Below are 24,104 nucleotides of genomic sequence, written 5' to 3' on the forward strand. Positions count from 1 at the left end.
CCGTATATTTAACTGCAACAATTTTGCCAGCTCACGCCGACTATAATGAATTCCTTTTGATATATTCTACCAGYTCGTCAACCTCCGCAAATGCCAAACCCGTTACTGTGTCGGCGCACCCATAGTATATTGCTATTCGTCCACTGCTCGCATCAGTCAGTGCCGCGCACGGAAATACCACGTTCGGTACGTCTCCTACACATTCATAGTACTCTTGCGGTGATAGCAAGTACGGCTTCGTTCGATATTTTACTTCCCATGGCCTGTTTATTTCTAGTAGTGCCGCACCAAAGCTATATACAAATCCGTTACAACTGTTTAGAACCCCATGGTATATCATGAGCCACCCCTCTGTTGTTTCGATTGGTATCGGCCCGGCTCCTATTTTTGTCGATTGCCATGCTGAGGCATTTGTTTTTATAGTGCTCATCACGTGTCTGTGTTTACCCCAAAACGTCATATCCTGGCTTTGGCTGCAGAAAATGTCTCCAAACGGCGTGTGCCCAGTATCTGAAGGCCGRCTGAGCATTGTATATAGACCGTCGATTTTGCGTGGGAACATTACTCCATTTCTATTATACGGTAAAAACGCGTTTTCCACTTGGGTGAATTTCTTAAAATCGTAGGTGTATCCAACCCCTATCGTTGGGCCATGATATCCGTTACACCAGGTGATCCAATATCGATCTTCTATGAAGCATACTCGCGGGTCATATCTATATTCTACCTTTAAAATTTCTCTGTCTGCACCTTCAAATTTTATCGGATCATGGTTTATACTCCAGTTTATGCCGTCTTCGCTAAACCCTGCAAAGATGTCCATGCTTCGAGACTTGCTATCGCATCGAAATACACCTGCAAATTTATTTTCGAACGGTACAATGGCACTGTTAAAGATACTATTCGATGACGGAATCGCGTCTCTTTTGATAACTGGGTTATTTGTATATCTCCATATTGCGTCTGTACAATTTAGCGGCTTGCTTTGCCATGGTATATTTGACAATGATGAACCAATTATTTTTGCCATAAACATTCTCCTTTGTTTTGTTAATTAAATTTGTAACTTAATTATATCCGGATTTTTTTAAATATTCAATATGAAAATTAACTAAAGATTAAGTAACTTTTTCGCAAATATTAATAAAAATATAATATTACACAAAAACATGCTTCAATTTGAATTAAAATCGAAATTATGTCTACAAAAAAAACCTCTCCCAATTTTTTTTGGGAAAGGTTTTAATTTTGAAGATTTTTATCCTCGCTTAAATAAATTTTTTACTTTTGCTATAAATGATTGTTTCTTCGTTGCTATAAAATTCATTTCTTCTTCGAATATCATTTCCTCTTCGAATATTATTTCCTCTTCGAAATTCATTTCCTCTTCGAAATTCATTTCTTCTTCGAACATTATCTCTTCTTCATAGAGCGCTTGCTCCTCGAAGTATGCTTCTTGCTCCTCAAATATCATCTCCTCTTCTAGCAATGCATCGTACTCTTGGTCGTATTCGTAGCTCTCTTCAAATTCATACTCAGTCGAATCATCGAATGTTAACTCTTCTTCTACGAATTCTTCTTCGTATCCACCTTCAAAATCAAATACTTCTTCTACTTCTATTACTGATTCTACCGCATCAAACTCTTGCGCTTCCTCAAATTCGGCTACCGCATCTAGATCCAATCCTAGCGAAATTAAGTTTGCTTCTACCGCTTTTACTGCTGCTGGAGCCTCATATGGCAATGCTATGATCGGTGTTGTAATTTGGAATGTTTTTCTAACTTTCGCGTCAGCTGCAGTTCCTTCTTTAATCTGTACCACAAATTTATAGAATCCATCAACCCCTTTGGCTTTCTGAGTCGCTGATCGTGGTGCCTTAAATATTGTATCTGGCAATGTGATAAATATTGAATCGTCATCCTCGCCAAGATCAAATCCTTTCTCGGCTGCTACTGAATTTAAAAACGCACTTAAAATAGTTGATGCTGAATACACGTCCTTCGCATTCTTATCTGTTAAAGCAAATGCTACCAGCTCGTCGGTTTTCTTTACAAATTCTCCTAACCCATCAGAATTTTCCACGTACGCATACTTTTCTAGTAATGTAGGGAATGATTCTATCTCAAGCATAAAGTCTCCTAGCTCATCCTCAGGTATTTTGGCTATAGCTAAATCAGTTTCTCCAGTTACGCTATCAATCACTGCACCCTGAGTAAATCTTACATCAAACGTAATTTTTCCAGCGGCTTCTTTGGTTGCTGCTGTAAACGCCTTTGTGATTACCTCAAACTTCATATCTTCTACCGCCGCATAATCCACAGCGATCTTATCAGCAGTTGTCGCTGATCCGTTAGCTATGTTAGTTGCAAATCCTTTCTCATCCAACAGCTTTGTAATATGAAGAATTATTTTCGCCTCAGCTTGTGCTTGCGTTATTACTGTATCGCCAATCACATTCTCAATCTCAGCGAACGCATTCTTAGTTTTGTTTTCAGTATAAATTGCTTTTGCCATCTCTACAGCGGCCGTGTCAACTGCCGTTATCGCATCTTGTGGTGGGTTAGTCACAGTAGCCGTGAATTCTTCCTTAAATATTACAGTATAGAATTCGTTGTCTGTATCCGCGACTCCTTTAGCTCCGTCATTGGTTACTTCATCTAGGTGATGCATAATCTGAGGTTCTGCGATAGTCATCAACTGCGGTACATCAGCATAAGGCAATCTCAACACTACATTAAACTTCAGCTTTCCTTTTTCCTCGCCTTTTGCCGTAACTTTTGGCTCCTCATACGCATTGGTCTCCGCATTCGTGGTGATATCGTTAGTAGGTTCCAGTGCGTCCCCAGATTCTGCATCCGCAGCTACTATATATACCTCGACCGCTGAATCATGAATCATCTCTGTAATCTGATCTTTCAAATCTTTTGCTATAACTTTCGCCTGAGCCACAAGTTTGTCTGTATCAGAAGTGCCCTCTGCCGTAGCTAATAATACGCCATCCACAACGAGCTTCTCTCTATGATCATAGATTATTGATGCAGCTGAAAGTATATTCGCCTTGCTAATAGAATCCCACTTATATGGAGCGGCCGCCAAAACAACTTCCTCATTAATCTCTTCCTTATCTTCTTCACCATAAGCTAACGTTACTTTAACACCGGCAGAACCTGCTTCTCCTTCTGGCTCATCTGCAGAGCCCGCTGTTGCAGGCTTAGAGTTCGTAGTTTCTACAGTTACCACGATCGCTGAATCTATTACAACATTTTCCACAAGCGCCTTCACATATGATACAATCTCAGTATCTACTGTTATTTCAGACGGTACCACTATTGGATTCTTATCATCAAATAATATTTCCATTGCCGCTACCGCATTGTCAAAGACTGTTCCTTCGCTAGTACCTTTTACTTCGCGAACATCTACAAATTTCGTCGCCGCTACATTCAACGCTGCCAATACACTATCGCTCTCGCCAATCAAATCGCTCACTGCCTCTACTGTTCTTTCTAGCAGAGCCATTTCCTTTTTCGCATTTAGTATGGCAGTATTAATTGCTTGAACMTCTGTTGCCGGTGCATAATACGATCCGTTCGCGAGCTTTTCAATCGCATTTGTATTGTTAGCGACGCGAGTCATTTTCATCATCGCTGTGATTTCTACTATTCGTTTATTAATCGCATCCTTCGCTGCCTTGATCGAATTCATCGTGCCTTCTCCAGATAATTTCAATCTGCCATTATCATAATCTCTACCATCTGGTGTTTGGTTATTTAATACATTTTTAAATTGCGAAATTGCRTTTTCTAAAGTAGCCTTCGCTTCTTCATACATTTTCTGAGCGTTCGCTTTAGTATATGGTATAGAATAAGTAACTGTGGCCAACTTAGCTGCCTGAGCAATAAATAGAGTTGGGCGTAATTCTACTTCTGTCTTTTCGTCAAATGTGAATCCTGGTACCATATTTCCGGTAACCCACTTCACTCCATCTGCCAACTCGGTGCCCTGATAATTACTTGCACGCGTTTTTGCATATGCATTGGCTTGATCTATTATAGCTTTCAACTCATTCTTCGCCGTAACTGCCGCTACTTTTTCTTCATCTTCTAATAATCCCGAAGCCGGCTTCACGGTATCCAATAATAAAGTCAAYGCCTTGTCTAAATTGGTTAATAATGCCATTGTGGTTTTTCCAGTGCCCTTCACGCCAGTTGTCTCGTGTGCATCTTTGTTCGCATTAAAGATTGCTGCTTCTGCCGCCACAATTTGCGCTTTGAGTTTCGATGCATGTACAGGGTTAATCCACATACTATCTGTCGGTACATCTTTTCCGTTCGCACTCACAAACACAGCTTCTTCGAATAATATATCCTTCGCCGCGTCCACTTTACCTGACAGCTCGTCGATAATACCATCGCGCTTATCTTTTTGCCCTTCACCTTTCTGAGTTGCTGTTTTATTTATCGCATTTCCGACTCTATCCAGGGCGTTAAACGCGTTCGTCAATGATTTTTCAGATGCGTTYGAAGCGTCCAATGCTCGTTTTGCTATTACTGCCGCATTCTTAAACGAATTATAAGTTGCMACCGGTACCCAATTGAATTCTGAATCTATATCGCCTCCATCTCCCGCGATACTCATGCGCACTTCTTTATTAAATGCCAAATCTCCATCCATTGATGGCAAGTCTCCACCGTCTTCTACAGGCTGCCCCGTTGTGTCTAAYCCCAGTTGCGCAAATCCCTGATCTATAGCTTTATACAATTTCGTATATGCTTCCTGATATCCTACAGCCTTCGGATCCAACTCTTCTCCTGTRACCTTCACGGCTTTATTAAACGCTGTTATAGCTGTCTCAAGATTTTTGAGCACTACATTCAACGATGCTTGATTTGCTTTGTCTCCTGCAGATTCGAATTTACTCACTGCTACTTGCGCTGCATTTACAGATCCTGCCAATTTTGTTACTGCACTAGCCGGTACCCAGCTAGTTTTTGCCGGTACATCGACGCCCGCTACTTTGCTTGATACGCGAATGTCTGTTGTACTTGCTTCATCCACGCCGTTGCCATTACCGTCTTCTCCGTCCTCTATTTTCTCGAGCTCATAATCTCTATCTGGTATTAATTGATCATATCCATACTCTTGAGACGCATCTCCGTYGAATGGCGTAAATTTGGCAATTAGTTTTGGTGCTCCCTTCATATAAACTAAGTCGTTAATTATCTCCACTGCCTTCTCAATTGCGACGCGAATCTCTGACGTTTCCACTTTGTCTGTTCCCGGCTGAACTTTCGATACGACATCAACTGGGTTTCCTAATATATCTCTTCCGTAGAACAATTCATATGCGTTGCGCAGTTTATTAAACTCTGCTACCATCTTAGTTAAGTCCACTCGCTTCTCTGGAGCATCAACGTTGGCAAATGTGTTCACAAACTTCTCTGCGGCATTTACGGTTGCTGTTATTCTTGTCGCATCGGCTTTCGTTGTCCATACGGCGTTCACTGCGATGTCCGCGCCACCTAGCAAGCTGATCGCAATATCCTTAACTGCGATGATTGGGCCCGTCTCATATGTTGCGTTGCCCTCACGTGCATTTTTAATTAGCGTTTTCATTGTTGCGCTTACAGAATCGTAAACATCTTTCGCGCCGTATCTTAATGTCTTCTCGAAGTTTGCCATAAAGTTTTCTAAGTTTATCAGAGCTCTTTCTAGCGAAACCTCCGTTGCTAATAGATTATTATACGCAACCATCGCCATATCTATCGCCTTCGATGCTGCTGCCACGCTTGTAGTCCATCTTGTTCCAGAATCTGGTACTAAGTTTCCGTCCACATCCATTCCAGACACATCGGTACCGAATAACTTACTCACCACCACGCGTCCTTCATCTATAATATTGGCATTCGCGTTTTCTGTACCATCTTCCAAAAATGCTTTTCTTCCTACCAGTACCGTTGCTTTATTTACAGCAGTTAATAAATTGGCCTTCGCTGTTATCAATTTTGCGTTTTGCTCTTCAGTTGCAATACCAGGTTTCGGATTCATTGCATTTGCCAAACGAGTATTAGTCGTAATCTGTGCGGTCAATGTTTTTACAAATGCGGCGCTTCCTTTTGAAGATGGAGTGCTCAACATTTTTTCTGTCGCGGTTAATGCGTTAGTCAAATTTTTCAACACTGCTGACGGTACCCAATACTCGGTCTTCAATACATTAGCCCCTTGATTATCGCTTGCCACTATAACTTTCGCGCCTTTTTCGTCCTTAACAGTCAGTCTATCAGATGCTGTCACATAGCTATTGTACAACTCGATCTTTGCAGTTCCCTCGGTTCCCGCAACACTCAACGGTTTTTCTTCAAACTGATTCACTAATATCGCCAACGTGCGCAATACATCTTCGTCACCTTTCTCATCTGCGATGTCCGCCACCAATGCGTCAAATGCGGCAATCAGTTTATCTGCGTAATCTTTCGTGATATACGTTAGCCCATCTGTTATTGTACTGATCTCAGCATCATTCAATCCATATAGTAGTTTCCCATCGGAGCTCTCGCCAATTTCCGCCTTATCCGTATCTGCCGCTTTTAACTCTTCAAATGTAAGCGTATCTGCTCCACCCGGTAGCTCGCTAATTCTAACCTGCAACGTTGCATAAGTTTCAGGTTTAGCTACATCATAGTCTGCGCCATATAAAAGTTTTCCAGCTTTATCTCGCCAGTCTTCCGCGCTATCCATAGTCTCTACTTTTTTAGGAGCAAATTCCGCGATAGCATTGTGAAGTGGAGTCAAACTATATTTGAAAAATTCTGTTTTGATGTTATCTAATATTTTGGTAGCATCTGCATCAGATGATGCTTTAGTCACGGCCGCTTCAAGTTTTGCTCTCTCTTCATCAGTTACATTCAATCTCGCAACTGCGTTAGCCGCTAATTGTTCTGCCTCCGTCTTCGCTGCTCCCTCTAACTTGGTATATCCTTCCAGCGCCACCCTGATAGCTGCAACATCGTCCAACGCATTCACATACGCTTGTACTATATTTGCTTCCGCAGCTGCCGCGGCGTTTAACATTTCCTGTGCCTCTATCATTGCATTTTTAAGGTTACTAAACATCATCGGCGTTACCCAATGATCACCGTCCAAATCTTCTTGCGAATTATATCTGTCTATTCCATTTAGCGATTCTTGAATTTTCGTATTATCCAATTTAATATCTGAAGCCAAATCAATTTTTCCATCTGCTGTAAATTTTACATCAAGCGCATCTTTAAGTATCAAATCAGTTACTGCAGGATCTAATTTAAATGTATCGGCGTTCAATGCGGCATTAGCTCCAATTACTGCTTGAGCATTAGTGTAAGCCTTCTTAAAGTTTTCGCTAAGATGTGTTTTAACCCCTGCTTTAAATGCATCTACCGCGGCTTTAACTTTAGTTTCAATATTTGTGAAGTAATCCTTATCTTTATCTATCAGTTTTCCGAGTACAGCCAACGGGGTATCTTTAGTTGTCTCTGCCATATTAATAGCGTCCAATACATTTTTCGCCAATGTCGCGCTTACATAACTTTTTGGTGCACCGCTACCATCTGCTGTGCCAGTTGCATCCATTCCATATAATTTACCAGTTACAGAGTTGATAACACCAGTAGTGTTTTGGCTCACGTATACTCCTATTGGATATCTATTGTTCTCATATTCGTATACAGTTAATGCAGTACCTCCCGGAGCCGGAGTCGTCCCCGTTATATATCCTAGTTTTTCAAACGATTCCACCTCAGTAGCAGCATTCTTCACTTCAATTTTGTAAATAGAATTCAGATTCGATTTAAATGTGTCTAAAGATGTTTTCACCTCAGTACTTTCAGGTTTCTGCTGCGCTTTCTCAAATGCCTCCTCTGCTTTATCCAAAGTTTCTTTTACTATTTCAAAGTAATCGTCACCGTTAGCCGCGGCAGTTGCCAACTTCGCCAATGCATCATCGTTCAATTTAGCTTCCGCATATACAGCTTTCTCTCCGGCATCATCTTTAGGATTAGTAACTGTATCAGATGCTTTGTCATTCGCCGTATTACCACCGGCACCAGGTATTATTGCATAAGCATTAATTTGGCTCTCAAGTAAAACTGTTTCTGCCATAGCGATTGCCACGTTATACGTATCCAGAGCTTCCATGGTTACCCATTTTTTGGTATTAGGAATTACGTCAGTTGCAGTAGTCCATTTATCAGTGCCAGGATCATAAGTTACATAAGTATAGCCACCGTCTTTAGATACTACGACATTTGCATCTGATTCGATATACACTTCACCATTAGTTTTATCCACGAGAATACTTTTTCTAATTCCATCGGTTGCCACCGCAGTTGGAGTTTCAAACATTTTCGGATTCACAACATCACGCAATGCATCTCTCGTCGCTTTATATGGTATAATTTCTTTCTTGGCGTCTTCAAACGTTTTAACCGCAGTTTTAATTTTGTCAACAAGAATCTCTAAAGCATTTTCGCCATCAGTTGTAGTAAAGAATTTATCTACCAAATCGTCAACCAATGCGCTAGCGTTTCCGATTGCTGTCGCATGTACATTGGCAGCTGTTTCGCTGATTAAGTGCGCGCCAGATGCGCCGGTTATATTCTCGTTTGCTAATAAGATAGCAACTGGCTCGATTTCAGTAAGTAATGCATTCAAATCGGCTGGTGTTACATAATGCGTAGCTCCAGTATTTGCTCCTCCAGTAGCTCCTCCATTGATGAGTTGCTTATTCTGAATAGAGCTATATGGTGTAGCCTTATCTAGAGTAAATCCATTTGGAGCAGCAGTAAGAACTTCGCGAGTAATCGCAAATACTCCGTCCTCTGATAATACGGTTTTGCCAGTGTCCTTCATAATTCTAGCAGCAGTTAATTTTGGAGCAGTCTGAGCTCCCGCTCCGGTGGTCTCAATGGTAAAAGTAGCCATCGTTACATATTCGGTTACGTCCTTTAGTGCCTCAACAATGTCATTCACCGATTTGGCAAAATCAGCTTTTATACCGTCCTTACCTGCCTCATCATACATCTCGATTGCTGCCACCAAATTCGCAGTTTCAGCTTTTACCATTTCCGTCGTGTAAAGTATATTATCTACATCGTTGTTCTCAGCCTTAGGTTGAGTTTGTGTAATAAAGTTTTCCTTGAATAATTTATGTAAACGAGTCAACACACTTTCTAACGCATCATGTTCTGCTTGCGTTACCCATTTCTGATTTTTATCTAAATCAACTCCGCCTACATTTGAGATGTTATAGAATTTGTCGGCAATTATAGCTGTACCAAAGTCTCCTTCAACGAGATCGCTTAGTCCATCTGCAGTAGTAGTAGGAGTTGTAGCGCCTGTTTCGCCAATTGCTATCACCTTGCTAAATGCCACCTCTTTTGCATCTGCCGCTGCTCCGATCGTATCACCCTTCTTCTCCAAATATCCTAGATGTAGTAAATAATTCTGTAACTCCGCTATTGCCTCTTGCTTCTCTGTACTTTCGCTAACTGATACAGTCTCTGATACTTCTTCAGCAAATCCGGCTATCTTCGCTACAACTAACGCAACCTTCGTATCTGCATTGTAATCGTTATTTCCAGCCGCCTTAACTCCTTCTCTCACTTCGGCTCTATATGCTTCGTAATCTGCTACATTATCAATATCTTTTATCGCTTTATCTGTTACCCCATCGTATTTTTCAAACTCTTGAAATAAATTACGTAGCGTTTTAAGATGACTGTTGGCTTCCGCATATGTGATATAGGTGCCTTGTTTTTCTTTATTAGCATCTAGCAAGTCTATATCTGCAATTTCAACAGAATATGGATCAGATGTTATCGCTGGTACAATGAAATACTGTGCATCCTTACCGAAGCCTTCTTTTGATGTCGCAGTAATATTTGACGAATGCGTAGCTTCAATATATAATGCAATTCCGTCGGCTTCTCCTCTTGTGCTTAGAGTACTTGTTTTAGCACCAGTATCTGTTTTCGTATATACATAGATTACATTTTTATTAGCCTCGTTGAAGATTGTTGTAGCCGCTGGTAACGAATCTGGCAATTTCAATGCGCCGTCACCATCAGGTTTAATGCCAAGAATAGCCAATGCGATTTGCTTATCTAAATTCAATTTACGAGCGCTAATTACTTCTGCCTCTCCTTCATCTGCTTTTAAATATTCTTTATATGCTTTTTCCAACGCCTCGGTCGCATCTTCTATCTTCTCCAACGTAGTATGATTTTCTTTTGTACCAGCCACAACATTTGCTATTTTATATGCTGTCTCATCTGATAATAACGCAATTGCTTTAGCGGCACCTGCTAGAGGAGTTGTCGGATCACCAGTATTTTGATCTAACGCACTATATTCACCTTTCAGCTCATTATTTTTTGCCAAAGCGAATGTTGAGAAAGCGGAAGCGGAATCGTCTCCCTTTCCCTCAGTTACTTTGTCAAGTAATACTACAGCCTCATTAAATCCATCAGTTTTATCGTCAAGTTTTTTACCAGCAACAATTTGTGCCTCTTTATAGACATTCATCAACGCATCTTCAGCTTCTCCAATTGCATTTACTACTTCATTATGGATGCCTTCTGTTATCCAATATCTTCCTTCCATAACATCAGAACCGTCTTCGCTAATTGCTATACCCACCGCTGCTGCTGCCCCTGAGTCAGTTTCAGTCTTGTCAGGATCTCCGAAATCGAAAGGCTTATTTGGATCAGCAACTTCCTCATCCACTGTCACTGGCGCATATTTTGAGAAATCCAAATGCGCATCTACATAATGAATTTCAGCCTTAAGTTTATCAATTGCCGCCTTATAATCTGCACCAGTTCCTTCGACAAACTTCAGCTTCTCTACATCCTTTATAGCATCCTCTAGATTCTCCGCTACGATTTTGATATGTTCTGCTATCCCTGGATCTTCTGCATTAGTAATAACCCCCGTTGCCAATATTTTTTTCAACTCAGCAAAGGCGTCTTCATCTTCATCGATCTCTATGTAGTATTGATCAGCCGGATAGTCCAGCCCCGCGACATCCGTTGTATGTAGTTCTGTCAACCGGATCGCTTTCTGCAATAGCGCATTAATGAGCGGGATTTCAACTGTGGTCGCAGGAATCAAGTTAGTCACTGCTCCATACGTCCATTTGTTGTCTCCATCACCCGTATTGCCATCAGGTGCGTCCTTTACTGATTTTGTTAATGCTCCAACAGTGCCATCCGTATAAGAAGTAGGTGTCTCTGCAAAAGCATCGACTGGCAAAAGCGTCATTGCTCCTAATAACGTGAAGGCCATTTGTTTATTGTATTTTTTTAATAATGACATTAATCCATCTCCTTTAAATTTAACTCATAGCAAAACCGCGTCTGCTATGATCATTTTTTTTCACACTCTAGCATCAATTTGAAATGCTATTATCGACTCTCTTTCCTTAGCCGTCATTTTATCTTGCGCAGCATGGCCGGTATAAGCTTTCGTCTTATCCGATATGTGTAGCTGCAAAAATCCAGGTATAACATAGGAGTACAATTGTAGTTTCTCGTTTATTTAATACTATTATTAGTCTAAGATCTGCGAATACCAAAAATCGATCCATTTATGGGAGACTGCGTTTATCATTTGTGCATTATTTGCGTTTGTCTTCTGCTGTAATATGATCGTGTATTATCGACTCTCTTTCCTCAGCCGTTATTTTATCTTGCGCAGCCTGGCTAGTATAAGCATTCGTCTTATCCAATATGTGCGGCTGCAAAGTCTGGGTATAATATATGTGTACCGTCAAAACTCTTGAATCAGTACAAGTGTAATTTCTCGTCTAAGCTATTCAATACTATTTTGATGGTATAAATTAGTCTGAGATCTGCGAACGCCTGAAGTTATTCATCCTGAAAACACCGCAGTCATTGGCAGATCCACTTATGGGAAACTGCGTTTATCATCTGTGTATTATTTATTTATCATCTGTGTATTATTTATTTATCGTCTGTGTATTATTTATTTATCGTCTGTTTGTTATTTGATTTATCGTTTGTATACGCCAATTATCCGCGTTTGAAGAAATTCATTATCGCATTAGCAAAGCTTCGTTTTGACTTATTCATTGCCGGTACTTTTAAACTTTTTTGTGCTTCTATAAATTGAGTAGTAAATGGTGTTTCAAATATCACAGTGTAGAATCCGTTTGTGTGATCTTCTCCACCATCAAGACCGTCAGTCTCTACTTCTTCTATAAGCGAGGCGGTGGACACTGCTAGTGGCTCAATTTCTGCCAATGACGAATCATACGGAATTCTCAACGCTATATTATAGACCAAAGCTTTTTCATTTGCGTGATATGCATCTGTGGCCGCAGCATCTTCGCCGACAATCTCTCCAGCAGATACAGTCGATCCAGTAGCATATCCTGCCAAAATTTGGTTAGGTGTCAGATCTGTGTTAGCATCAAAATCTTCTCCTACTATATATACTTGAACTCCATGCTTATCACCCAATGCAGTCTTTAATGCATCAGTTATGCCGGTTTTCACCGCCGTTGCTGCAGTTTTAGCGTCATTAGGGGTTGCCGTAATCTTAGCTAGATCGGTGTTGCGTATACTATCAATAGCATCAACGGCTTTCAACAACGATTTCTTCTCCACGGCTGTCCAATTAGCGTCCGTTACACTTGCTTCGAATACATCTTCAAATATTATGGTATAGTATTTATCATCGGCATCTTCGGAATTACCACCCGTGCCATCGCCATCATTCTTAATCTCTACAACTTTGGACTCGATGTTATTTTCAGTTGCGATAGATCTAATTGTCGCTACAATTGCGTTGGTTTCAGTAGCCTCAGTATCAGTAATTCTCAACGCTACGTTAAATATGAATGTGCCATCTTCCTCGTTATACGCATCAGATGGATCTTTCGTACCTGCAATTGAAGGAGCTTTAGGTGCTGCAGGTTCTGCGAATATGTTGTCGGCTTTAAATTCAGTATCATCCGCATCAAAATCCTCCGATACGATATATACTTCAACATCTGTATTGTTAATCAATTTTTCAATATGCGTACGAAGTTCTTTCACCGCTATTTTGGCATTGGCTGCCTTTCTATCATCTGCAGTTTCATTTTTGTCGTTTAACAGAGCTCCATTAATCTTGAAGTCATCTTTAATACCATATACCTTCGCGGCTGCCTCCAATGCGTTTGCTTTCTTCGCCATATTCCACTTATACTCCGCAGCTGCAATCTCAAATTCAAAGTCTTCTATTTCTACAGCCTTTGGCGCATTAGCTATTTTTCCAGATCCAGATCCGTCGGCTGCTTCTAACTCCAACTTAATTGTTGCACTACCTTCTCCGATTTCTCCGGCAGCTTCATCCATATCTCCATCTATCGCGTCTGTTGCGTCTGTTACTTCTACAGTAACCTTAATTTTCGTCTCAACGGTAGCAGAATTTTGCTTTCCAGCTGATGAGTCGTCAGCCGGTACAGTCATGTTGATATAGGCTTTTCCAATTACTTCCTCTACCATTGTTTGAAGATGAGTTTCGAGAGCATCATAGTCAGTCTCGTCAACTACAATATCAGCTGCAACTACAGGAAGCGTTTCGCCGAACATCGCTTCTACAGCGACCTGAGCTTGCTCCAATATCGTACCTGCCCACTTCACTTTTTCTGTAACCTTTGTTTTAAATTTAGTGTGGGCATCATTTAGTATGTGTAATATACTCTCCTTACCCGAGTCAGCGTTAGGATCAGCTGTGGCTCCATATAAAGATCCAGCGGTTAGTTTTGCGGCATCTTCTGGAGTTCCCTCTAGATCATCCATTGCGTCCTGAGCCGCTTCGATTGCCTCTTTCATCTCCTCAATATCGTTATCGAGCGCATATGGTGTACCGATTTCCAATTCATATATCTCTCCATCTGCAGTTAAATCTTCCGTATCACTAACTTCTGATACTGAATTCACATAGTTTGTCAGGACAGCTATTCTATTGCTTAATACTCTCTTTGCTAACTCTAACGCATCTTCTGTACCCACGCCGCCAATAGCTTCGTCATCTTCATCTAGTTCAACGCCATTTGGAAGTTTATTGTTTAATACATTAGTAAATTGTCTAATTGCTGCCTCAAGATCTATTATTGCTTTTTCATAGGACTCCACGATTCCCGCAACTGTATACGGTTTTATATACGCGGCGTTCGCTGCCTTATACACATTCGCAATAAATTCTACCGGCGCTATCGACTCCTCTTCGCCAGCTACAATAAAGCCATCCAATTTTTCTGGGGTAACCCACTTCACGCCGTCTGTAATGTCGGTGCCTTGCGCTTTACTTGTCCAGGTTTTTGTCATTGGTGCGACTTCTTCTAATAATACTTTTAACTTCACTCGTGCTTTCACAGCATCAGAATAAGCATGATCAACACTTAATTTTCCATCTTGAAGTGCCGCAGACGCGTTTTTCACAACATTGCCTAGCGATGTTACTAGCCCTTTCAGTGCCACAATAGTAGTCTTTCCAGTTCCTTGCACTCCGGTCACCGAATGCGTTGCAGTCTTGGTGTTGAATATCGCATTTTCGGCTGCAGTAATTTGCGCGCGCAAAGCGTTCACCATAGTTGCCGGTAACCACTTAGAATCGTTTGGCACGTCGTTTCCGTTCGCACTTACAAATACTAGAGAATTTCTGTCAGCTCCAAATAGTAAATCCGTAGCTTTAGTAATCAAAATTTCTAATTGTTCAACCTCGGCCACAAGCTCATCATTTTTACCAGATTGATTTTCAGTTTTCATTGCTACACGATTGAATGCTTCTGTCGCATTCTCGAGTACTTTATACGCAGAATCTAAACTCGCTATTGTTGCAATCGGATTTCGCAACGCCGTATTTGCCTTTACAATCGATCCCTTAAATGCGTTAAGCGTTATTGCAGGAACCCAGTGATAGAACGGACTCACATCTCCTCCATCTCCCGAGATGCTCAACTCTACCTTAGAATATAAGTTCAACGGGCCACTTATAAATTCTGTATTTGCAGATTTCGAGATATATGTTCCTTTATAATCATGTCCGATTACACTACATGCCTGAATGATAGCATTTTTAAGATTTTCTGCTGCCGTGCCATATACAATAGAATCCATTGTCTGGTACGCAACTTTCTTGGCATTAGCAAAGTCTTCGGAAGATCTGTCTAACGCGGTCATTGCCAGATTTAGAATTTGTTGCGATGGTTCTTCGGTGATCATAAACTTGTTTAACGCGATTTGAGCACTGTTTACAGCAAGAGCATATTTGGCAACATCTGCACTGGTTACCCAATTTTTGCCAATCGGTACATCGACGCCATTTTTCTTTCCTGTTACATATGCAGAAGTGTAATCGCTATTAGGTTTGTACCTATTGTTTGATACACCATCAGCATTAGTGTAAGTAGTAGTTGGCGGCAATACACCATCAATATACGCAAGTTCGTTAATAGCTGTATACGCATTGACGATGGCCTCGCGCAACTCGGCGGTCTCGATTCCATCTGTACCGCGAAGAGCTTTCGGAATAATATTTTCTTTCACGTCACCCTTTATGTCTCGACCATAAAATTCTTCGAAGGCGTTTTGTATAGGTGACAAAGCAAGTATTGCCTGATTCAGCGTCGCGCGTTTTTTTGGAGTATTTGGATTAGCGTAATTATCTAAAAACGTCTGAGCTTTGTCAGCTGCGCTTATCAATTTACTTTGCTCAATCTTTGAAGTCCACAACGTAGTAGTCGCAACATCTGCGCCATACTTAGCGCTGATAACTAGATCCTCAACTGCTGGAGTTATGATAGACCTCGAATTCGTATCTTTACCTATCTTATACTCAAAGTTGCCGTCATTCACATATGACAAATACTTTCTGATTGTTGCAGTTACGCTGGCAAACAGTTCTTTACTACCAAACTGCGCGTTCTTCTCGAATGTTGCACTAGTGATTTGTAATTTTATCAAAGCGGCATCCAGAGTTGCGGCTGTTGCTTTTGGCAAATTATATGCCTCCACAGCAGTTGCGATCGCATCCACCATTACATCTCTCACTTTCGACGATGTCCAGCGAGTTCCTCCATCCGGAATTAGGTTTCCGTCGTTATCGTCTCCAGGTATATCTGTACCATAAACATCGCTCACTGCAATAGTTTCTACATTTTGCGCAGCTCCCGTGTGCTTCGTATTTGTATACTTAAGTTTGTTGGAATCTTCAACATAAGCATCTTGCCCAACCATTTTGGCAGCTATGTTAATTGCAGTCAGTAGCGGAGTCTTTGCCGCCTCTATCGCATCAACATCGGCTTGCGATAACAATCCCTGTTTAGGAATAAACGATTTTGCAACTGCAGAAAGAGAAGATGCCGCTTTTGATACATTCAAATTGTTATCGGTTTGATCTAACATTTTTTTGGCCGCAGTAATTTCTTCGTTCATCTTCTCCAACACACTTGCAGGTACCCAATAGCGAGTAGTCATTACATCGGCACCAGCAGCCCAGCTTGGCAATACTTCGCCGCCGTTATATAATTTCTTCTCTTCTGCCGCCACATAAGCATTGTATAATTTAGTTTTTGGCATATTGTGAACGTCTATCGGTTGTATGTGATCATCCACCTCTAATACAAGCAACGCCAATTCCGCTATATCTTCGTCCGCTGAGGAAGTTGCGTTTGCCTTCGCTAGTGCTGCTTTTAGGGCATCAGCATACTCTTTATCCAAATATTGGTTATTTTTAACGATAGGCTCATTTGTTGTAGAAGCAGGTTTATTAGCAAACGCTGTTAGCTCGTCCTCGGATATTACTGTGACGGTGTCGACATCGCCAATTGTTTTTAGCTCTTCATATGTGAGTACGTCTGTTCCGCCAGTTACATCACTTATATGTGCATCTGCATTTTCGACAACTGCCTCGCCGCCAACTACTTTATCCTTACCGTATAGAATTTCCTTCGCTTTATCGGTCCAATGAGTTTTGCCAGTAGCATCGAAAGCTTTATTGGTCTCAATTTTGGTTGGTACAAACGCCTTTACTGCATCCACTAAACCTGTACTATTGTATTGCGTATTGAAGTATTCAGGATCTTCTAAGTAGCCACTAAGCGATTTCTCTTCTATAGAAGCGGCTTTGTTTACGATTTCTTGTGCCGCGATCATGGCATCTTGTAGAGTTTTGAACATATCCGGCGTTACCCAGTAGTTGTCTTTCGCTAATGCGGTGTCAGTTTTTTTGCCATCTTCACCACACACGTATACACCATCTGTAGAAAGTTTAACTGTATCGCCTAGCTCGATTTTGTCAATATCAATTTTTTTATTATTAGTAGAGTCAATAATACCTGTTTTAAATGCAACCTCCGCGGTAAGGCCAGAATCGGTACTACCATCTGCTTTTTTGAAATCAAATGTAGCCTCGTTTAATTTACCATTACCATCTGTTAATTTGCCTTGAACTTCTTTATAAGCATCTTCATATTCTGTAACTTTATGAGCTTTCGTACCTTCCTCATACGCCTTCGCCGCTGCACGGAGATCTGCAATTTCATTCTCGAAGTACTTGTTATCTTTATTGTATTCAGCCAAGTGATGCTCTTTAGTTTTCTTATCCTTGTCGGTACCATTTAAGAATTCGAGAATTTCTTCGTACTCTTCGATTAATTTATCGGCTAAATTTTTATGAACGAATGTAGTTGGTGGCGTCGCATTCGCATCAGCTGTGCCTCCCTTGGTATAGCCATATAATTTCTCAGTCACAGAGTTGATCAATTCGTTATCATCATCGGATACGTATACATCCACTGGGAAGTAACTTACTGCTTTCTTCTGATCGCCTGTACCTTCTTCGAATTTATATAATTTCGCTGCGATTTTCGTTTTAGGATCAGCTGGAGCAGCTGGAGCAGTTGGAGCAGTTAGACCAGTAGTTTTAATGTATCCCAAAGTTGTGTGTGTATCAGGATCAGAACCAGTACTTGGTTTGGTGTATGGATTTCCAATTTCTGCCACAAAATTATCATACGCTTCTGTCGCAGCTTTAATATCGGTTGGAGCTGACTTCGCCGCATTGAATACCTCCATCGCTTTATCCAATGTCGCTTTCGCTTGGGTGAAGTAGTCGTCGGTAGAAGATTTGAAGGCATTCGTCATTTTCGCAAGTACACCAGAATCCCATTTTACTTCGGTGTATGTTGTATTAGAGTTGGCTTCTCCTTTTGCGGCGGCTTTACCAGTTTCAGTAAGTGTAGGTTGAGTATCTAAAATAACATTTTCAGTGGCCGAGATAGCGTCGTTGTAATCTTTAATCTGTTCGGTTGTTACCCACTTTTTGGAATTGTCATCTTCAAATGGTGTAGCATCGCTCCATTTATTATTCGATGCGTCATAAGTCTTATAGGTGTACCCACCGTCATCAGATACAACTACAGCAGTACCTTCGATATAAACAGTTTTATCTGTATCTTCATCTACTTTAATTAGCAATCTACCAGATTCATCGTTCTTACCCTCCGCAGCTTTACTCAATGCAGTTCTATTAGTATTATAAGACATCACCGGCTTCATTTCGGATTCAAATTTAGCGAGGGCATCAGTGATCGCATTGATATCCTTTTGAAGTTTATCTCCAGTAGCGTAGTCGTCGATATAGCCTGCGAGTATCTTTTTTAGATCGTCATTAGCGTCATGCAACGTATCGAACTTAACTTTGTATGCTACAAAATTTATCAACGGAGTAGCGGCTTTGATTAACGCATCCAGCTGATCTGGCGTTACATATTGCTTCACTGTAGTAGTATCGATGAGTGTTTTCTGCTCAGTAGTTACGTTACTGTCGCCCCCCCACTCATATCCATCCGTTGTATCAGATCCGTTGTTAAACGCTTCTTTAGTAATATTGAAAATTCCGTCATCAGATAAAGCTGGTACGGTCGCACTTGCGGTCTCCATCGTTCTTGCTTTCGTGATTTTAAGTTTTCCGTTAGTTGTATCTATGTCAAAGGTTGGTAGAGCAACGTACTTGTTAAGAGTTGTTAACGCTTTTTCAGCAAGTGCGATTACGCTAGTCCCAGTTGTTGTCGCGAAGGCTTCTTTTTGACCCTTCTGTGCCGCATCATCATATGCTTTGAGCGCCGTTTTAATCTTGGTTATAACACCATTTATCTTTTCGGCAGTAGCAGTTGTAGTATCTGCATTTACTACAGTCTTATTTTCGCCTTCCTCTGATTCTGCATCTTCAGAAATTGTAAATAAATTCCAGCCCTCTTCAATAGCGTTGGCGAGATCGGTTTGAACAGTCGCGCCCTCTCCGTTAGCCGGTATCCAATAGCTCGTATCTGGTATATCAACCCCATGATGCTCTGAAATATAGTAGAATACCCCTCTAGCAGCTTCCGTATAGTTCGCTATCTCGCCTGTAGCCGGAATAAATTCAGTTGGTTTAGTTACAGTTGTTGAATCCGTAACATCAGCATTAACTACTGTTTTCTCGAGACCGGCTGGCACCTTCCACGTCGAAATCTTTTTAAATACTTTAGTACTTCCACTTCCACTTCCATTGCTCTCTGTTGTATTCCCTGCTCCAAGATGGATAAGATACTTCTGTAGCTCCAAGGTAGCCGCTGTTTTAGCTGCGTCGTCAGGGCTCACTTTTGCAAATTTAACTGGCATATCTGATGCGAATTCAGCAAGTGCCTTGATAGCGGTAGTAAGCTTACCTGAACTACCATCTTTAATTTCTGTTGTATATGCCGGGCCGTTTAAAATTGTACCCTCTTCATTGAGTCCATCATATTTTTGGTATGTTTCAACTTTTGATTCCAAGTCTTTCAGCTTATCAGATGCTGTCTCTTTCAAAATATATTTTGTCGGTGATTCGCCTCCTATTTTCAAAGCATCAGCAGGTTCCCATGTAGAGCCCGCAGCTGGTTCATCATTCAGAATCGCTGGTGCAACAAAATATGTCGCATCGTCGCTGAAGCCTTCTCTAGGATTTGCAATTTGGGCAGAACCTGCTAATTTAATTCCAGTAGCCTCTGCTTTTGGGCAAGGTGTTTGACTAGTATCTTTTACGTAGATATATACTTTTGGCGTGTTAACTGTTGAAATCGATTTTGGTAACTCTGTCTTTGTTAAATCTTCGTCACCTAAAAGAGCCCTAGCGATCAAAATCTCTAGAGTCGCATTGTCAACGACATACTTACCAGGTCTAGCAGCAGCAATATAATTTGTATACGCAGTCGCGAGATTAGTTGCAGCTGTAGAGAGATCTCCAAGAGTAGTATATTTCTCATCCGCCGCCTTTAGAGTATCCTTATCATACTTTTCTTCGTCAGATGTTTGCGCTACAGTTGTGTCATTTTCTAAATCCGGCGCACCATCTTCACCCTTTTCAGGATCTAGCAATGTTGCCATCGAATTGCTTCCAAGTTCTACTTCAACCTCAAATACCTTTTCAAGCGTAGTAGTTTCAGTTCCAGATGAGTCAGTAGTTGTAGAATAAGCATCAGCATAGGCACTTTGAACAGCCGTCTCCGCATCTGCGAGAGCTTTCACAAGAGCGTCATGTATAGTATCGGTAACCCAATATTTATCGGTAGCAATATCATTTCCATTATTACTTATTGCAATTGGAACTAATGAAGTGGACTCCTTAGTTAATGCAGTTGGCTTAGTTGGATTAGGTGGAGTAGGTGGAGTAGCAGTTCCAGTAGTAATAGTTCGAGCTGCAGAAAAATCGAGATGCGCATCAACGAAGTGAATATTCTTCTTTAATTCATCGATCGCAGATTTGTAAGACGAACCAATACCTTTAGAAGGTGTAAGTTTCTTAACCGCATCTAAAGCAGCAGAAAGTTCAATCACTAGTTCAGCAACATGATCTTTAGCACCCTCTCCAGAGAATTTGTTGGTTTCAAGTATATTTTTAAGTGCAACAAAAGCGACGTCGTCCGCCTGTATGTATAAGTCGTCGTCACCAGTTCCAGTTCCATCACCTTTAAATTCCAGTCCATCAGTAGTCGATGTATGTAATTGAACTAACCACAAAGCTTCACGTATTAGTTCATCTAGTTTATATGCGGTGTCATCTTTTCCTATCATTAGTGGATTGTCATAGTCAGTCGCCTTATCTGGTAAATCATGTATATAACCATAGGTAGTGTCATCGCCCGTCACCACAGCTCCTTGAGAAGTTAGCACACCAACATTAGCTGCCGGATCCGTCGAAGCATCTGCAAAAGTACTAACAGGTCCCATGGCAATAGCACCTGCGATAGTTAAAGCCATTTGTTTTCGATATTTATCAATTAAAGCCATTAATTCATCTCCTTTTAAGTAAGCCTACTCCGCAGAGTAAGATATGTATAAAAAAAAGTAGCAATAATCCTTTTCTGAAAAGAATTTGATTTTGAAATAAACTATTTCAAGAAACTTTTCTTCAAAATTATATATCGGACGAAATGCATTATACTTAAATAGTAATCGATAAAATTTTGCTCAAAAAAATAAAATTTTGCTCAAAAAAACATAAACGGCCAAAACCATTTGTAGATCCATGTTTTTTGCTCGCATATAAACCAGATTTTTTAGTACGAGGGCAGCAAGATTTGTAGCAACAACATATGTGGTAGCGAAACATGTTGTAACAGCTGGTCGTGTAGTAGCAGTTAGGACGGCGACATTTGCAATTTTTGCGATTATACCTCTTGCCGCTTATGCCATCTATAAAACCAGAAACGGCGTCATGAAAACTAGCAACGGCGTCATGAAAGCCAGCAACGGCGTCATCAAAACAGGCATCGGCGTCATGAAAGCTAGCAATGGTGTCATAAAAACTAGCATCGGCGTCATGAAAGCCAGCATCGGTGTCATAAAAACTAGCAATGGTGTCATGAAAGCCAGCATCGGCGTCATGAAAGCTAGCAACGGCGTCTTGAAAGCCAGCAATAGTGTCATAAAAACCAGAAACTGCGTCATGAAAGCTAGCAATGGTGTCATGAAAGCCAGAAACGGCGTCACGAAAACTAGCAACGGCGTCTTGAAAGCCAGAAACGGCGTCATGAAAGCCAGCAACGGCGTCATGAAAGCTAGCATCGGCGTCATGAAAGCTAGCATCGGCGTCATGAAAGCCAGCAACGGCGTCATGAAAGCCAGCAATGGTGTCATGAAAACTAGCAACGGCGTCATCAAAACCAGAAACTGCGTCATGAAAGCTAGCAACGGTGTCATAAAAACTAGCATCGGCGTCTTGAAAGCCAGCAATGGTGTCATAAAAACCAGAAACGGCGTCATGAAAACCAGCAATGGTGTCATAAAAACTAGCAACGGCGTCATGAAAGCTAGCAATGGTGTCATAAAAACCAGAAACGGCGTCATGAAAACTAGCAACGGTGTCATGAAAGCCAGCAACGGCGTCTTGAAAGCCAGCATCGGCCTCATCAAAACCAGAAACGGCGTCATCAAAACAGGCAACAGCGTCATCAAAGCCAGCATCGGCCTCATCAAAACCAGAAACGGCGTCATCAAAACAGGCAACAGCGTCATGAAAGCCAGCAACGGCGTCTTGAAAACCAGAAACGGCGTCTTGAAAACCAGAAACGGCGTCACGAAAACTAGCATCGGCGTCATGAAAGCCAGCAACGGTGTCATCAAAACCAGAAACTGCGTCATCAAAACAGGCATCGGCGTCTTGAAAACCAGCATCGGCGTCATGAAAACCAGCAACGGCGTCTTGAAAGCCAGCATCGGCGTCATCAAAACCAGAAACTGCGTCATAAAAACTAGCAACGGTGTCATATTAAATAGAAGAAAAGGATTAAATGGAAGAAAAAGGCAGATGTTATGAGTAGCATATATAACAAATCTAAAGCGGAGATAGATCTCGAATTTGCTTTACGCGAAAACGAACAACGGCCTCATCAAAACCAGCAACGGCGTCATCAAAACAGGCAATGGTGTCATGAAAGCCAGCAACGGCGTCATGAAAGCTAGCAATGGCGTCATAAAAACTAGCAACGGCCTCATCAAAACCAGCATCGGCGTCATGAAAACTAGCAACGGCGTCATGAAAGCTAGCATCGGCGTCTTGAAAACCAGCAATGGTGTCATAAAAACTAGCAACTGCGTCATCAAAACAGGCAACGGCGTCACGAAAGCTAGCAACTGCGTCATGAAAGCCAGCATCGGCGTCTTGAAAGCTAGCAATGGTGTCATCAAAACCAGAAATTGCGTCATGAAAGCCAGCAACGGCGTCTTGAAAGCCAGAAACTGCGTCATATTAAATAGAAGAAAAGGATTAAATGGAAGAAAAAGGCAGATGTTATGAGTAGCATATATAACAAATCTGAAACGGAGATAGATCTCGAATTTGCTTTACACGAACAACTGCCTCATCAAAACCAGAAACTGCGTCATCAAAACCAGCAACTGCGTCATCAAAACAGGCATCGGCGTCATGAAAGCTAGCAACGGCGTCATGAAAGCCAGCAATGGTGTCATAAAAACTAGCAACTGCGTCATCAAAACAGGCAACGGCGTCATGAAGATTCACAACTACATAATACAATCGCTGAAAAAGTCATCGCGATTATTGTATACGCCAATTATCCGCGTTTGAAGAAATTCATTATCGCATTAGCAAAGCTTCGTTTTGACTTATTCATTGCCGGTACTTTTGCACTTTGTTACATAAATTGAGTAGTAAATGGTGTTTCAAATATCACAGTGTAGAATCCGTTTGTGTGATCTTCTCCACCAGCAAGACCGTCAGTCTCTACTTCTTCTATAAGCGAGGCGGTGGACACTGCTAGTGGCTCAATTTCTGCCAATGACGCATCATACGGAATTCTCAACGCTATATTATAGACCAAAGCTTTTTCATCTGTGTAATATGCATTTGTGCCCGTAGCTGTTTCGCCGACAATCTCTCCGGCAGATCCATCGCTAGCATATCCTGCCAAAATTTTGTCAGATTTCAGATCTGTGTTAGCATCAAAATCTTCTTCTACTATATATACTTGAACTCCATGATTACTACCCCCCAATTCAGTAGTTAATGTAGCAAT

The 24,104-nt window shown here is 41.3% G+C and carries 7 protein-coding genes; 3 read left to right on the forward strand and 4 right to left on the reverse strand.

Annotation, left to right across the window (positions count from 1 at the left end):
- Positions 1 to 40: 40 nt before the first annotated feature.
- The 3 genes from EPU_RS03430 to EPU_RS03445 all read right to left on the reverse strand — a co-directional run bounded on the left by EPU_RS03430 (position 41) and on the right by EPU_RS03445 (position 21,357).
- Positions 41 to 1,030, reverse strand: a complete 990-nt coding sequence (locus tag EPU_RS03430) for a glycoside hydrolase family 130 protein (RefSeq protein WP_029487932.1) — start codon at positions 1,028 to 1,030, stop codon at positions 41 to 43.
- A 228-nt stretch (positions 1,031 to 1,258) separates the two neighbouring features.
- Positions 1,259 to 11,353 carry a hypothetical protein gene (locus EPU_RS03435; protein ID WP_029487934.1) on the reverse strand — a complete coding sequence of 3,365 codons (10,095 nt, stop codon included), beginning with the start codon at positions 11,351 to 11,353 and terminating at the stop codon, positions 1,259 to 1,261.
- Between the two features lie 716 nt (positions 11,354 to 12,069).
- A complete protein-coding gene (locus tag EPU_RS03445) occupies positions 12,070 to 21,357 on the reverse strand; it encodes a hypothetical protein (protein WP_029487935.1) in 9,288 nt (3,095 codons plus the stop codon).
- Positions 21,358 to 21,664: 307 nt separating this feature from the next.
- On the opposite strand from EPU_RS03445, the gene EPU_RS03450 reads away from it, so the two are divergent.
- From EPU_RS03450 to EPU_RS13555, 3 genes are read left to right on the forward strand one after another with little or no spacing between them, the layout of a single operon-like run.
- Positions 21,665 to 22,885, forward strand: a complete 1,221-nt coding sequence (locus EPU_RS03450) for a hypothetical protein (RefSeq protein ID WP_010166795.1) — start codon at positions 21,665 to 21,667, stop codon at positions 22,883 to 22,885.
- Positions 22,886 to 22,927: 42 nt separating this feature from the next.
- Complete coding sequence (locus EPU_RS13550) at positions 22,928 to 23,365, forward strand: hypothetical protein (protein ID WP_010166797.1); 438 nt, start codon at positions 22,928 to 22,930, stop codon at positions 23,363 to 23,365.
- A 42-nt stretch (positions 23,366 to 23,407) separates the two neighbouring features.
- The gene (locus EPU_RS13555) at positions 23,408 to 23,656 is read left to right on the forward strand and encodes a hypothetical protein (protein ID WP_156778396.1); all 249 of its coding nucleotides are present in this window, start codon (positions 23,408 to 23,410) and stop codon (positions 23,654 to 23,656) included.
- Between the two features lie 67 nt (positions 23,657 to 23,723).
- Here EPU_RS13555 and EPU_RS13900 read toward each other — a convergent pair.
- On the reverse strand, positions 23,724 to 24,104 hold a 381-nt coding region (locus EPU_RS13900; protein WP_029487936.1), incomplete at its 5' end, for a hypothetical protein.

The organism is Candidatus Epulonipiscium viviparus, assembly GCF_000171335.1.
Classification (GTDB): Bacteria; Bacillota; Clostridia; order Lachnospirales; family Cellulosilyticaceae; genus Epulonipiscioides; species Epulonipiscioides viviparus.

What these genes read in the sequence shown, in the direction of transcription:
- EPU_RS03445 (WP_029487935.1), bottom strand. Translation starts at nt 21,357, where the DNA reads ATGGCTTTAATTGATAAATATCGAAAACAAATGGCTTTAACTATCGCA.